The organism is Peptoniphilus sp. oral taxon 836 str. F0141 (assembly GCF_000179335.1).
GTDB classification, from domain to species: domain Bacteria; phylum Bacillota; class Clostridia; order Tissierellales; family Peptoniphilaceae; genus Peptoniphilus_A; species Peptoniphilus_A lacrimalis.
Genome location: NZ_AEAA01000100.1, coordinates 65,577 through 80,636 on the forward strand (window position 1 = coordinate 65,577; position 15,060 = coordinate 80,636).

Sequence of the window (15,060 nt, forward strand, 5' to 3'; positions counted from 1 at the left end):
TTAGACCCTTAAAGTTTACTTTCAAAATTTAGCCTTCTTTCCAAAAAAGTAGAACTTAAAAAATTTCACTAGTTAATGATAACAAATATTATTAATCATTTCAATAATATCCTAGTATTTTGCTAAGAAATATTTATCAAAAAAATATCTGTCGGCTTTTAATCACCAACAGATATTTAAAATTATTTATTCATTTTTACCACAGCAGTTTTTATATTTTTTACCGCTGCCACATGGACATGGGTCATTTCTTCCAACTTTTTTATTTTTTCTTACAAATGGTTTTTTCTTTCCATCATCAGGATTTACTGTTTCTACTTCTTTTGCAACTCTAACCCTTTTTACTCTTTCAGGATTAATTACATGATAAAGCATCTTCACTGTGTCTTCCTTGATAGATTCATTCATTTGTTCAAACATATCAAAGCCTTCTTCAGCATAAGCACGAACAGGATCTACTTGACCAACAGCTCTAAGACCTATACCCTTACGAAGTTGATCCATTGCATCTATATGATCCATCCATTTGGAGTCTACATTTTTAAGAAGGACTACTCTTTCTACTTCTCTAAATCTTTCATCCCCAAATTCTTCTTCTTTTTCCTTATATTTTTCCGCTGAAGCTTCACTAATATATTCTTTAATATTTTCTATGCTGTCATTTTCATGACCCTTTAAAAATTCTTCAGGAAAATCAAAAGTATCTTCCACAAAATTTTCTAATCCTTCAATATCTAAATGTTTAGTATTGTTGTGGTCAAGTTTATTATAAAAATCAACAGTTTGAGAAATTATATCTTCCTTCATAGCTACGATATCATCTTTGAGATTTTCACCTTCAAGGACTCTAGTTCTTTCTCCATAGATAACTTCTCTTTGCTTATTCATGACATCATCATATTGCAATACATTTTTACGAATTGAGAAGTTGTTTCCTTCAACCTTTCTTTGAGCTGATTCAATTAGCCTTGTCAATATTCCTGCTTCTATAGGTTCATCTTCTGGAGTATCAATTTTTTCCATTGTATTTTTAAACCTATCTCCGGCAAATAGTCTAATTAAATCATCATCACCTGAAATATAAAATCTTGAGGAACCTGGATCTCCTTGACGACCACTACGGCCACGAAGTTGGTTATCAATACGTCTACTTTCGTGTCTTTCTGTACCGATTATATGAAGACCTCCGACTTCAGAAACTTTTTTAGCTTCTTCATCAGTTTCTTTTTTAAATTTTTCAACTAAATTTTGATAATCTTCTCTAGCCTTAATAATTTCTTCATCATCAGTTTTAAAATAAGAATCTGCAAATTCAATCATTTCATCTTCCATGCCACGTTTTTTAAGTTCTTTTTTGGCAAGAAAAGATGGGTTACCACCAAGCACAATATCCGTACCACGGCCAGCCATGTTTGTTGCAATTGTAACTGCACCAAAACGTCCTGCTTGGGCAACAATTTCAGATTCTTGAGCATGTTTCTTAGCATTTAGTACCTTATGCTCAATCCCTGCTCTTTTCAAATATTTAGAAAGTTCTTCTGACTTATCAATTGAAATTGTACCTACTAGAACTGGTTGACCTTTTTTGTGAAGTTCATCTATTTCCCTTGTAACAGCTCTAAATTTAGCAGGTTCATCTCTATAAATAACATCATTATAATCTTTTCTTATAACTTGTTTATTAGTAGGAATTTCCACAACGTCAATATTGTAGATGTCACGGAATTCTCCTTCTTCTGTCATAGCTGTACCAGTCATACCTGAAAGCTTTTTGTACATTCTGAAATAATTTTGGAAAGTTATTGTAGCAAGAGTTTTAGATTCAGCTCTAACTTCTAATCCTTCCTTAGCTTCAATTGCTTGGTGAAGTCCTTCAGAATATCTTCTACCATACATTAGACGACCTGTAAATTCATCAACAATTATAATTTCACCATCATTAACTACATAGTCAATATCTTTTTTCATATTACCCTTAGCTTTTAGGGCTTGATTAATATGGTGAGAAAGTTCCATGTTATCTAAATCAGAAAGGTTATCTATGCCAAAATATTTTTCAGCCTTAGCTACACCCTTGTCAGTAAGAGTTGAAGTCTTGTCCTTTTCATTGATTACATAATCAACAGTTTCTTCTTCAAACTCTCTATTAAATCTTTCAAAATTAGTTTCATCTTCAGTCTTTATTCTTGAAGTTAAAGAATTTACAAAATCTCTAGCTCTGACGTATAAATCTGTTGATTCATCACCTTGACCAGAAATAATAAGAGGAGTTCTCGCTTCATCAATTAAAATTGAATCGACTTCGTCCACGATACAGAAATTAAGAGTTCTTTGCACCCTTTCTTCCTTATAAATAACCATATTATCTCTCAGATAATCAAAACCAAATTCGTTATTAGTACCATAAGTTATATCTGCACCATAAGCTTCTCTTCTTTGGTCGCCATCAAGATCATGAAGTATACATCCAACACTTAAGCCTAAAAATTCATAAACTTTTCCCATCCAGTCATGGTCACGCTTTGCCAAATAATCATTGACTGTTACTACGTGGACACCCTTACCAGTTAAGGCATTTAAATATACAGGTAGAGTTGCCACTAGGGTCTTACCTTCACCAGTTTTCATTTCAGCTATTCTTCCTTGGTGAAGAATTATACCCCCGATCACTTGAACTCTAAAGGGTTTCATTCCAAGCACACGCCATGCTGCTTCTCTAACAACTGCAAAAGCCTCAGGTAATAGTTCATCAAGGCTTTCGCCATTTTTATATCTATCTTTAAATTCTTCAGTCTTAGCTTTTAATTCATCGTCAGATAGTTTTGCAGTTTGGTCTTCAAGATCCATAACTTTATTAACCAGTGGTTCAATCTTTTTTAATTCTCTGTCACTATAGGTTCCAAATATTTTATCTATTAAACCCATCTTACCACTCCTTTATCTCAAATATATATTTTAACATTTAAAATATTTATTTACAAATAAAATGCCATTAAATTACTAAAAACGCAATTTTACATATAAATTATAAAGAGTGGAGAGGTTAAAGTCAACTGTTAATTAGTTATTGAAGGCTTCTTCAGCAATTTCCCAAAGGAGTTTTATTTTTCTCCATTGTTCTTCAATAGTTAAAATATTTCCTTCTTCAGTTGAAGCAAAGCCACATTGAGGGGAAATTGAAATTCTTTCAATAGGAATATATTTACTAGCTTCTTTAATTCTATCAAGAATCTCACCCTTATCTTCAAGCTTAGGAAATTTAGAAGAAATAAGACCAAGTACAACTTTTTTATTGGGACTTACTTTTTTTAAAGGTTCAAATCCGCCGGCTCTTTTTGTATCATATTCTAAATAATAACAGTCCACATTTTCCTTAGCAAAAAGCAAATCAGAAATTTCATCATAAGCACCGCTTGAAGCATAAGAAGAATGATAATTACCCCTACAAACATGAGTAGTAATCAATAAATCATCAGGCAAATCAGAAATAGCCTTGTTATTTATAAGCAATAGTTCATTAACTTCTTTATTAAAATCAATATTTTGCTTTTTCAAATTATCTTGATAATTTTTGTCAACAACCATTCCCCAAGTACAGTCATCAAGTTGAAGGTTTCTGCATCCATTCTTATAAAGATCAAGAATTACATGTTTGTAAGCCTTGGCAATATCATTTATTAACTCATCTCTAGATGGATAAATTTTTTCAATTTCTTCTTTGGGATTTCTGTCAATTTCCTTTAGTAGTTGAGCAGGAGCCGGAATTGTTTGTCTAGCAAAATGGTCCTTATCTTCATATTTCTTGATAAATTTATAATGCTCAACAAAAGGATGATTTTCACCAGAAATTTTTCCTGTAAGTGTAGCTGATTCGGCCCTAGTAACTTCATCATGGAAAATATATCCTTCTTTTACATCAATTTTTTTAACCCATTGAAGTCCCCAAAAGAAATCAAGATGCCACCAGCTTCTTCTAAATTCACCATCAGTGAAAAACTTTAATCCTATTTCTTTTTCCCTTTCAATTAACTTTTCAATCTCAGTGTCTTCTACCTTCTTTAATTGAGCTTCAGTAATTTTACCAATTTCAAAATCTTCCCTAGCCTTTTTTAAACTATCTGGTCTTAAAAAAGAACCTACTACATCCACTCTAGCAATTTCTAATTTTTTTGTCATTTTGTAATCCTCCTTATTCTTTATGAGAGTTACTTTAAAAAATAAGTATTAGCCTATAAAAAAAGTCCTTGCTGTTAAAAAACAACAAGGACGAAATATTTCCGCGTTACCACCTATTTTGCATAAATGCCACTCTCAAGTACCAACATACTCTAGCTCTGTAACGGGAGCTCCCGTAAATATCTCATATTGATAAATCCTAGAAAAAGACCATGTTCATCAAAGTTCATTTTGCTTCTTTCACCAAACGAAGCTCTCTGTAAAAACTCCCTCCAACTACTCTTCTTTTTATAAAGTTTATATCTTTGGTTGATGTTACATATTCTACTAACTTATAAAATAAATGTCAAGCTTTTTTTCATTTGGTGAAAAATATTTTTTCCCCACTACCTACATAGCCTATAAAATGCGAATAGGTCTATAATATTATATTTATTGTTAAAATAGTCTAAATTAAATTTTTTGATAACCTTTAAGCTAAAAAACTTGTAAGTTTGGAATATAATAATTTAAAATAATTCTATTTTTCTATAAGTTTTCTTATTTTTATTGCAGACTCACTATTAAAATCTCTGCAAATATTTTCAAAAAATTCCTTGATATCCTTATCATTTAAAATATATTTAACTTGACTATTGGATATACCTATTTTTAAAATTCTATCTATTTGACTATCTTTCCAAGTATCAATTTTTTTCATTTCTTTTATGATTTCATGAGTTCGTGAAAAAGTTGAGCTTTCATTTAACTTATCTATCAAATTTTCTCTTTGTCTATGACCCTTGTCTTGATTTTTCCTTGCATCTATTGTTTCACTTAAGCATTTCTCATGGTCCATTTCCAATATTTCATTTATTGCTGTTCTATCAATAATATTTTTCAATAATTTGTCCAAATCAGAACCTTCACTATAATCAGCTTCTGCAAAATATTTTATTCTTTTTTCTTCAATCATATTAAAAACTTTATTTTTAGACTCTTTGCCATGAACACCAATAGAGTATCCTCCATTTGTGAAAACAAGTTTCATACAAGGTATATCCGTATCGCTATCACCTATGTAGACCATATTTCTAAAAGGGACTCTGAGCTTATCATCAGTAAAATAATCATTAACTTTTGGGTCATTAACTTCAACAGCTCCCTTTTCAATTCTAAATAAATATTGAGTTTTGTTAGTATAATTTATACATTGGGCAGGCCAAACTGCAATTCCATCTTTATCAAAATAAAAAGAACTTGCATAAATTTTTTTGAAATATTTTGCAATTTCAGTCCCCTCGATCATCTCTTTAAGTCCTGATGAAATTATGTAATGCTCAACTTTTATGCCCTTTTCTTGACCGTATCTATTGATTCTATCAAACCATGTAAGAACACCAGGGTATAATTCTACCTTAGAACCATAATCTTTTAATGTATCTTTATTAAAAATATGCCTGCCTCTTGATTTTTTAGTCAACATATACATCCAAGCTAAATTTTGATCCATCTCATTATCATCAGCCAATTTATTAGATTCATTCCAAAAATCCTCAACTTCAAGGTCAAAAGATTGAATAAATCCCTGAGCTTGCATATCATTGGGAGAAAGAGTCTTATCAAAATCATAACAAATCGCTAAAACTATATCCTTATTATTTTCTCTCATCCTAAAGTCCTTCCATATAAAAAATTAATTCAATAAAAAACACCATATTAAAAACAATTTCAAAAACTTTTATAATGATTAATTATATCATTAAGCCCATTCGATTAGTATTAATATATTTTCTCATCAGTCAATAATTTAAATATTGGTCTTTAACTACAAATTTTTTAGAATTATTTTTGTATTCTAATAAAAAATAGTGCTGATGATTTCTCACCAACACTATTTTTTCAAACTTTTTAAAAGTTCATTATTTATAAATTAAATGAATTATTATTTATCATCTTCAAATGAATAAAGTTCTTCAACTCCACATTCTAGAAATCTAGCTATTTCAAATGCTTTAGTTAAAGAAGGATTTGAAATTCCTAGTTCCAATTTAGAAATAAATTGAGGCGTAGTTCCTACAGCATTTGCTATTTGCTTTTGAGTTATACCTTTCTTCTTTCTAATTTCTAATATGTTATTTTTTAACATTTTCTTCCCCTCCATTTTTATTTTAAATCAATTTTAAAACTATACCCTATTTTAATATATTTTCACTTTAAAATCTATATTTTATAAGAAGAAAGTCAATATTATGTTTTAAATTTTTATAAAATATAAATTTTAAAAATTTTTCAAACCCATTTATTTACATCAAAAATTTTTAATATAAATTAGATTAATATTTTGTTAAAACAAAGGAGCTACACTAAAGTAACTCCATTAATATTAAAATTATTATTTATTTAACAATTCATCCAGTTTATTTTTATCAAAACCTACAACTTCTTGGTCATCAACACATATAACAGGAACACCTGTGTATCCCATTGCCATTAATTCGCTTCTTGCTTCTTTGTCAGTTTGAACATTTTTTTCGTCATATGGAATTTCTCTTTCTTGAAGATATTCCTTAGCCATTTGACAATATGGACAAGTTGTTGAGGTATATACAGTAACTTTTTTCATAATTTCCTCCTTCATATTTAGTATCTTTATCTATTATATTACCCAAAGGCTCATATGTTAATCATTTTTTGATTTTTTATGTTCGGCGTGAGTCTTACCTTGATTAAATATTGAAAGTACATGGTCATCATCTAAGGAATATATTGCCATCCTGCCGACCCTATTAACTTTTATAAGTTGTTGATGTCTTAACAAGGCAAGTTGATGAGATATTGATGATTGGCTCATGGATAAGAGTTCAGAAATATCTGATACGCATAAATCTTTTTTGCTCAGAACATATAGTATTTTTAATCTTGTTGGGTCTGATAAAGTTTTAAAAATTTGTGCTATAAAATTTAAAAGGTCACCATCTTCTGTAAATTTTTTCACATCTTCTATAAAATCTTTATCCAAATCTCCCATTAATTTTTCATCCATTAAATCCTCCAAACTTTAAAACATTAACATAAAGTACCAAAAAATCCTCTAAAGTTAATGACTCTGCCCTTCTTTTTGTATCAATCCCTGAAAGTTCTAAAATTTCTGTTACTTTGTTCTTGTCTAAGTTTAATTGGGACTGACTTAGAGAATTTACAAGGGTTTTTCTTCTTTTAGAAAAAGCTGCTCTTACAATTTTAAAAAATTCTTCCCTATCTATATTAGGTAAATCTCTTTTAACTTCTAATTTACATACTCCAGAATCCACATTTGGTTTTGGCATAAAAACTGTCCTTGGAACTGTAAATTCGTAAAAAGCCTTGCAAAAAAATTGTATAAAAACTGAAAGTGAACCATAATCCTTAGTCTGTGGCTGTGCTGTAAATCTTTTTGCTACTTCCTTTTGAATCATAACATTTATAATTTCAATGTTTTCACTATTTAAGAGTAATTTTTCAATAATTGGTGTTGTTATATAGTAAGGAAGATTTGCCACTACTTTAAAATTTTGACCTTTAAATTCTTCATCAATTAAAGTTTTTAAATCAAGTTTTAAAAAGTCCTTATAAATAATTTTTACATTGTCATAGGGTAGTGTTTCCTCTAACAAATCTTTTAGCCTCTTATCAATTTCTATGCTTACAACTTTTTTTGCTCTCAGGGCTAATTCTTCAGTTAGTGTCCCAATACCTGGACCAATTTCTAATACATTATCAGCTTCACTCACTTCAGCACTGTCTACAATTTTTCTTACAATATTTCCATCTATTAAAAAATTCTGACCCAAGGTTTTTGAAAATCTGAAATTATATTTTTTTAAAATTTCAGATACCCTTTTTGGCTTAAAGAGTCTTTCCATTGTTCACCTCTTCTATAGCTAAATTAAATTCATCTCGGCTTATGCCATAAGAATTTAATTTATTTAAAAGTCCTTTACCATTTGAATATCCAATAGATAGAATATCGCAAAATAATTTTCTTCTTTTTGCAGCATCAGCATGGTCCACAAGCTTATTTTCACGTAAATCTTTAAGAGAATATTCAATTTGTTTTTTGTTTAAAACTGCTCTTGCATTTTCAAGTGCCTTTAAAATATCCTCAGGCTTGGCATTTTCTACACCTATATCTCCGTCTTTTGATGATTTGTCCTGAGAAAGATAAGCGTGCTTTGCATTTGGTAAATGTTTTGCTAAATCTTTTCTTATCTGTGAACCCATATAATCTGAGTCGGTAAAGATAATTATTCTCTTTCTTTTTGAAACTTCTTTCAACTGATTTATTAATTTATAACCGTAGCCAAAGCCATGGGTCGTGATTATTTGACAATCACATGCCCTTTTTATTGCGGCTACGTCATCTTTTCCTTCAACGACAATAACATCGTCAATATGTTTTAACATATGTTGTAAAACCTCTTAGTGTTTTCATCTGTAACCTTAACAAGATCAGATTTAGATATGCCCCTCAAATCAGCAATATATTCTGCCACTATATTTACATATTTAGGTTCATTTCTTTTTCCTCTATAAGGGACAGGTGTCATATATGGACAATCTGTTTCAAGTAAAAGTCTATCCAAAGGCACAATTTTTGCAACTTCCTTACGGATTTTTGAATTTTTAAATGTTACGGCTCCGCCAAGAGAAATATAATCTCCAAGTCTTAAATATTCTTTAAGCATCTCTAGTGATTGAGAATAGCAATGAATCACTGCTTTGAATTCATATTTATCATGAGCTTCTTTTAATATATCAAAAGTATCTTGTGATGCATCTCTAGAATGCACCACAACATTTTTTCTAAGTTCATGTGCCAACTTTAGCTGTCTTTTAAATACCTCTTTTTGTATATGCCTTGGCGAATTGTCATAATAATAATCAAGGCCAATTTCTCCAACAGCGACAACTTTTTTCTCTTGAGCTAAAATTTTTAAAGTTTCTTCAACTTCATCAGTATAAGTTATAGCATCATGAGGATGCACACCAACAGTTGCATATATATTTTCATAGGTTTTTGCCAATTCTTGCGAAGTTTTTGAAGACTTCAAATCGCAAGCAATATTAACAATAAAATCTATTCCATTTTCATAAAGAGCATTTATTACTTGATCCCTATCATCGTCAAAGGCCTCATCGTCTAAATGCGCATGTGAATCTATCAAATTTTCACCTCTTAAGAAATTTTTGCTCCATCAACTAAATCTTCTAAGGTTGAAGCTATGGATAATTTTCCATTTTCATCTTCTGCTGCAAGAAGCATTCCCTTAGATTCAATTCCTCTGAATTTTTTAGCCTTTAAGTTACATAAAACTAAAATCTTTTTGCCTGTTAATTCTTCTTTAGTGTATTTATCTTTAATATTTGAAACGATAACTCTTCTGCTATTACCTATTTTTAAATGAAGAAGATATAATTTATCGGCATTTGGATGGTCCTCTACAGATTCAACATAGGCAAGTCTAATGTCAAGCTTTGCAAAATCATCCAAACTTATTTCATCTTTAAATTTTTCATCAGTATCCTTATTAGCTGATGAATTTTCTAAGGCTCTTGATTCCATTAATTTTTTATTTTCATCATCAAGTTTTTCAATTTCTTCTTTTATATCAAGTCTTGGGAAAATAATTTGACCCTTATTAACTTTTGTAGCGTTTGGAATCAATCCCCACTTTTGAGAGCTTTCCCAATCCACTTTTTCTTCTAATCCTAATTGCCTTATAATTTCCTTAGAGGTATTTGTTATAAAAGGATTAATTAAAACTGATATTATTCTTAATGATTCGGCTAAATTATATAAAACTGTATTCAACCTATCTTTGTTTTTTTCATCTTTAGCTAAAATCCATGGAGTAGTTTCATCTACATATTTATTGGAACGTCTGATAAGTTTCCAAATTTCTTCAAGGGCAACATTAAATTTAAAATGTTCCATAGCTTCTTCAACTTTTGCCTTAACAGAAATAGCCATGTTTTCTAAGTCCTTATCTATTTCTTCTTCTCTATTAGGTTTTTCAATTATTCCGTCATTATATTTAGTAATCATAGAAACGGTTCTGGATAATAAATTGCCAAGATCATTTGCAAGGTCTGAATTTAATCTTTGCATGAATTTTTCCTTAGTAAAGGAACCGTCAGACCCGAAAGAAAATTCACGAAGTAAAAAGTATTTTAAAGCGTCTACTCCGTATAATTTTATTATAGGTTCAGGATAAACAACATTGCCTTTAGATTTACTCATCTTGTCATTATCAAATAAAATCCATCCGTGACCAAAAATTTTCTTTGGTAGAGGCAAATCAAGCGCCATTAAAAGTGCAGGCCAAATTAAAGCATGAAATCTAAAAATTTCTTTTCCTACTAAATGCACATCAGCAGGCCAAAATTCATTAAATTTTTCCTTATCAGTACCAAATTCTATAGCTGAAAGATAGCACAAAAGTGCATCTATCCAAACATAAATTACGTGTTTGTTATCAAAAGGAACTTGAACTCCCCATGTCAGAGAGGAACGTGAAACAGATAAGTCTTCAAGTCCTTCAGCACTTTCAATAAAATTTTTAATTAATTCATTTTTTCTGAAGGCTGGTTCTGTAAACTCTTCATTATTATTTAACAAATCAAGAAGTTTGTCTTTATATTTTGAAAGTCTAAAAAAATAAGATTCTTCTTTTGTTAATTGAGTAACTCTGCCGCAATCAGGACAAGCATGGTCATCACCAACTTGAGCCTGTGTCCAAAAGGATTCACAGGGTGTGCAGTAGTATCCTTCATATTCGCCCTTATAAATATCGCCCTTATCGTATAATTTTTTAAATAAATCCTGAACATCTTTTTCATGTTGAGCATCTGTTGATCTTATAAAAGCATCATATTGTATGTCTAAACTTTCCCATAATTTTTTTATATTTGCTACTATTTTATCAACATAAGCCTTTGGCTCCATTCCTGCTTCTTGAGCCTTTGTTGCAATTTTTTGTCCGTGTTCATCAGTACCTGTTGTGAAAAAAACATTATAACCTTGTAATTCTTTAAATCTTTTTATACAATCAGCCGCCACAGTACAATAAGTATGTCCTATGTGTAAATTGTCGCTGGGATAATATATAGGTGTTGTTAAGTAAAAATTTTTCTTCATAATCCCTCCAAAATTTTAACCTCTTCTATTTTAAGTAATCTTTTCTAAATGATAATTATAGCATTGCAAGCCTTAATTATCAAGTTTGTGCCATTTTGCACGACTAGGAATTAAAAAATTCTTCAATAATTTTAAATACATCCTCTTTATTATTTTCTCTTAAAACTTCATGTTTCATATGAGGCATGATAAAATATGACACATTTTTATAACCTATCTTTTTTAAAGTTTTTATTGTATCCATAAGACCTTTTTTCCCTCCAACAACTTGGTCACAATCACCAGTTATTGATAAAATCTTAAGGTCCTTATTTTTTAGCTTATAAGCCCTATAATTTTTTAATTCTTTCATTGCATGAAAAACCGTTAAGTATCCCCTATTTGTGAAAGATTCAAGCATCAATTTATCATTCTTAGCTTCCATGAGATTTTCTTCATTAAAAGATAACCAACCTTCTGACATACCTGAAGAATAAAGCTTTTTTAAAATCTTTGAATTTCCATAAAATCCCATATAAAAATTAATAATGTTTCCCACAAATATTGCAAAATATACTAAAGGATTATAGGTAACTGTTCCAGTTAGTACCAGTTTTTTTATCCTGTAGTCATAATTTTTCAAAAAATTTCTTGCAATCATTGAACCCATAGAATGACCAATCATGTATATATCTTTATCACTAAGACTTTTTATATAATCATTTATGACTAATTGATCATCAATGACTTGGTCTAGGAAATTTATATGCCCCAATGGATATTTTTTATTTACTGATTCACCATGACCCCTGTTGTCAGAAATTACAACACTATAACCTTTTTTGTTTAAAAATTTTATCAAATCCATGTAGCGTTCTTTATGTTCCAAAGCCCCATGAACAATTTGAACCACAGCCTTAGGATCTGGAACTTTATAAATTTTTCCATGAATATATAAATTATCTAAGCATAAAAGCTTAAAATCTTCTCCATTTGCAATCGCCTCCCAAGCATACCTTTTACTTTTTTTGTCGGAAAGGAAAAAATAAGCTTGAGGAATAAATAAAATTATAAGTATTAAAACAATTATTTTCACAAACATAATATCATCTCATTTTCATTTTATCATTAAATAAAAATTTTTAAAAAAAATGTTTCAAATATAAATATCTGAAACATTAAAATTTATAAAACTTTTGCTAAAAATGATTTTGTTCTCTCTTCTTTTGGATTTTGGAAAACCTCTTTAGGCGCTCCTCTTTCAATAATTTGTCCCTGATCCATAAATAAGATTCTATTTCCAACTTCTCTAGCAAATCCCATTTCGTGAGTTACAACAACCATTGTCATCCCATCTTTTGCTAAATCTTTCATTAAATCTAAAACTTCTCCAACCATTTCAGGATCAAGAGCTGATGTTGGTTCATCAAATAACATAACTTTCGGATTCATTGCCAAAGCTCTTGCAATAGCAATTCTTTGTTTTTGTCCCCCGGATAATTCTGAAGGATAAGAATTTTCTTTATCTGGAAGTCCAACTCTTTGTAAAAGTTTTTTTGCAATTTCTTTTGCTTCATCTTCCTTCATATTTTTTACAAGTTTTGGAGCAAGGGTAATATTATCAATAATATTTAAGTTGTTAAAAAGATTAAAAGATTGAAAAACCATCCCCATCTCTTCACGCACCTTGTTTATATCAATATTTTTATCTGTGATGTTTTTTCCTTCAAAAAATATAGAGCCTGATGTCGGTCTTTCCAAAAGATTTAAGCATCTGAGAAAAGTTGATTTACCAGAGCCTGAAGGTCCTATTACTACAAGAACTTCTCCATCTTTTATCTCTTCATTTATGCCCTTTAAAACATCAAGGTTTCCGAAAGATTTTTTCAAATTTTCAACCTTAATCATTTGATAGCCTCCTTTCCAATACTTGCAAAGCTTTTGAAAGTGAATAAGTCATAATAAAATAAATAATTGCTGCATAAATAAATGGTCTTACAGCTTGATAAGTAGCTGAAGCAATAGACTTTCCTGAATACATAAGTTCTGCAACTCCAACAGTATAAACTATTGAAGATTCCTTAATCAAAGTAATAAATTCATTTACAAGAGCCGGTAAAATATTTTTTACTGCCTGAGGCAAAATAATTTTTCTCATGGCTTGGCTTCTTGTAAGTCCCAATGACCTTGCTGCCTCCATCTGTCCATTGTCAACTGAATTTATCCCACTTCTTATAATTTCAGCAACATAAGCTGCAGAATTTAGAGAAATTGATAATGCACACAAAAGCATAGGAGCTTTCAAATATGGTAGAGAATCTGGAATTATTTTTTTTAGTCCAAAGTAAACTATCATAATTTGCACAAGCATCGGAGTTCCTCTGACAATTTCAATGTAGGCACTTGCGATAAATTTTAATAATTTATTTTTAGAGATTTTCATAAGTGCCAAAACAATTCCTATTGTCAAACCTAAAATTACACCAATTAAAGAAAGTTTGATGGTAACACCTGCCCCTTTTAAATAAGCAGGTAAAAAAGTTTTTATGAAATTAATTTGTGAATTTATAAAATTCATATTACCTCCTAAATGATAAAAATAGATAAAAAGAAAAATCCCTACATAGTAGGGAATTCTTCTTACTTATTACCTTCTTCAACTTCTTGGTGAGAAAGTTCTATATTCTCATCAAGCCAAGTATCAACTTTGCCTGAATCTTTTAATTCGCTAACTATTTTTGTAACTTCATCTAATAGTGTTTGATTTCCTTTTTTAATTGCTACTGAAAATCCTTTTTCCTTTGGAGCTCCAATATCTTCAATAAATGCAAGATCTTTGTTTAAATAAGCAAATTCTTTTGCTGGGAGTTCTGATAAGAAAAGGGCATCTACAGATTTATTTTTCAATTGTTCAATAAGGACATTATTTAAATCATAACCTTGAACATCACTTCCAAATTTTTCTTCTGCGAAAGTTTGTTGAACTGTATTTAGTTGAGTTCCAATTTTATGTCCTTTTAAATCATCAAGAGTTTTAAATTTGTCTTTATCTTCAGCTCTAACTACAAGACTTTGTCCACCTGAATAATAAGGCGCTGAAAAATCAACTTCTTTCTTACGTTCATCACTAGCTTCCATTCCTGCAATAATCATATCAACATCACCTGCATTAAGTGAAGTGATTAGACCTTCAAATGCCATGTTTTTAATTTCTAGTTTTACACCTAAAGAATCTGCAATTGCTTTTGCAATTTCAATATCAAGACCCTTATAAGATTCTCCTCCATCTTTATAGGAAACCCATTCAAGTGGTGGGAAATCTGCACTTGTTCCTAAAACAATCTTTCCCTTGGTTTTAATATCTTCAAGAGAAGAGTCACTTGCCTCTTTATTTGCCTCTGTATTTTCTTGTTTAGCATTTTTTGCAGCTTCATTGATTGCCTTGTTTGCATTTTCTTGGCTGCCTGAACAAGCAACTAAGGTAAATACGAGGGCTAAAAGTGAGATGACCATAAATACTTTCTTCATCATATTTCCTCCTATTTTTCACTGAATAATTATTCATAATTATAAACTAATAAAAATATAAAAGCAACGAAAATTTAGGAAAATGAAAATAAAAAAAAGGCTTTGCAGCCTATAAAAAATGGTCGGGGTGAAAGGATTTGAACCTTCGACCCCATGGTCCCAAACCATGTGCGCTACCAAACTGCGCTACACCCCGACGACTTTTATATTATACAAGT

The 15,060-nt window shown here is 30.2% G+C and carries 14 protein-coding genes, 1 tRNA gene and 1 other annotated feature; all 15 genes read right to left on the reverse strand.

Annotation, left to right across the window (positions count from 1 at the left end):
• Positions 1-186 precede the first annotated feature (186 nt).
• The 15 genes from secA to HMPREF9131_RS05125 all read right to left on the reverse strand — a co-directional run bounded on the left by secA (position 187) and on the right by HMPREF9131_RS05125 (position 15,038).
• Positions 187-2,925: a preprotein translocase subunit SecA gene (gene secA / locus HMPREF9131_RS05055; protein ID WP_004826179.1), complete on the reverse strand. Its 2,739-nt coding sequence runs from the start codon at positions 2,923-2,925 to the stop codon at positions 187-189.
• Positions 2,926-3,060: 135 nt separating this feature from the next.
• A complete protein-coding gene (locus tag HMPREF9131_RS05060) occupies positions 3,061-4,176 on the reverse strand; it encodes a 5-methyltetrahydropteroyltriglutamate--homocysteine S-methyltransferase (RefSeq protein ID WP_009345710.1) in 1,116 nt (371 codons plus the stop codon).
• Positions 4,177-4,259: 83 nt separating this feature from the next.
• Positions 4,260-4,477, reverse strand: a binding site (T-box leader).
• A gap of 219 nt (positions 4,478-4,696) precedes the next feature.
• Positions 4,697-5,827 carry an HAD family hydrolase gene (locus tag HMPREF9131_RS05065; protein WP_009345775.1) on the reverse strand — a complete coding sequence of 377 codons (1,131 nt, stop codon included), beginning with the start codon at positions 5,825-5,827 and terminating at the stop codon, positions 4,697-4,699.
• A gap of 273 nt (positions 5,828-6,100) precedes the next feature.
• Positions 6,101-6,304, reverse strand: a complete 204-nt coding sequence (locus tag HMPREF9131_RS05070) for a helix-turn-helix transcriptional regulator (RefSeq protein WP_009345743.1) — start codon at positions 6,302-6,304, stop codon at positions 6,101-6,103.
• 246 nt (positions 6,305-6,550) lie between these two features.
• A complete protein-coding gene (locus HMPREF9131_RS05075) occupies positions 6,551-6,781 on the reverse strand; it encodes a glutaredoxin family protein (protein WP_004826155.1) in 231 nt (76 codons plus the stop codon).
• A 57-nt stretch (positions 6,782-6,838) separates the two neighbouring features.
• A complete protein-coding gene (locus HMPREF9131_RS05080) occupies positions 6,839-7,201 on the reverse strand; it encodes a metalloregulator ArsR/SmtB family transcription factor (protein ID WP_009345791.1) in 363 nt (120 codons plus the stop codon).
• Positions 7,194-8,060: a 16S rRNA (adenine(1518)-N(6)/adenine(1519)-N(6))-dimethyltransferase RsmA gene (rsmA, locus tag HMPREF9131_RS05085; RefSeq protein WP_009345779.1), complete on the reverse strand. Its 867-nt coding sequence runs from the start codon at positions 8,058-8,060 to the stop codon at positions 7,194-7,196. Before rsmA ends, HMPREF9131_RS05080 begins: the two co-directional genes overlap by 8 nt.
• The gene (gene rnmV / locus HMPREF9131_RS05090) at positions 8,044-8,601 is read right to left on the reverse strand and encodes a ribonuclease M5 (protein WP_004826147.1); all 558 of its coding nucleotides are present in this window, start codon (positions 8,599-8,601) and stop codon (positions 8,044-8,046) included. Before rnmV ends, rsmA begins: the two co-directional genes overlap by 17 nt.
• Entirely contained in the window at positions 8,595-9,362 is a 768-nt protein-coding gene (locus tag HMPREF9131_RS05095) for a TatD family hydrolase (RefSeq protein ID WP_009345747.1), read from the reverse strand. Before HMPREF9131_RS05095 ends, rnmV begins: the two co-directional genes overlap by 7 nt.
• Positions 9,363-9,373: 11 nt before the next feature.
• Positions 9,374-11,335 (reverse strand): methionine--tRNA ligase, encoded by a 1,962-nt coding sequence (gene metG, locus HMPREF9131_RS05100; protein WP_009345744.1) that lies wholly within the window; start codon positions 11,333-11,335, stop codon positions 9,374-9,376.
• 103 nt (positions 11,336-11,438) lie between these two features.
• Complete coding sequence (locus tag HMPREF9131_RS05105; protein WP_009345708.1) at positions 11,439-12,416, reverse strand: alpha/beta fold hydrolase; 978 nt, start codon at positions 12,414-12,416, stop codon at positions 11,439-11,441.
• 83 nt (positions 12,417-12,499) lie between these two features.
• Complete coding sequence (locus HMPREF9131_RS05110; protein WP_009345718.1) at positions 12,500-13,222, reverse strand: amino acid ABC transporter ATP-binding protein; 723 nt, start codon at positions 13,220-13,222, stop codon at positions 12,500-12,502.
• The gene (locus HMPREF9131_RS05115; protein ID WP_004825096.1) at positions 13,215-13,892 is read right to left on the reverse strand and encodes an amino acid ABC transporter permease; all 678 of its coding nucleotides are present in this window, start codon (positions 13,890-13,892) and stop codon (positions 13,215-13,217) included. The genes HMPREF9131_RS05110 and HMPREF9131_RS05115 overlap by 8 nt, the downstream gene beginning before the upstream one ends.
• 62 nt (positions 13,893-13,954) lie before the next feature.
• Positions 13,955-14,845, reverse strand: coding sequence for a transporter substrate-binding domain-containing protein (locus tag HMPREF9131_RS05120; RefSeq protein WP_009345740.1), 891 nt, complete (start codon positions 14,843-14,845; stop codon positions 13,955-13,957).
• 116 nt (positions 14,846-14,961) lie between these two features.
• A tRNA-Pro gene (locus HMPREF9131_RS05125) sits at positions 14,962-15,038 on the reverse strand.
• Positions 15,039-15,060 lie beyond the last annotated feature (22 nt).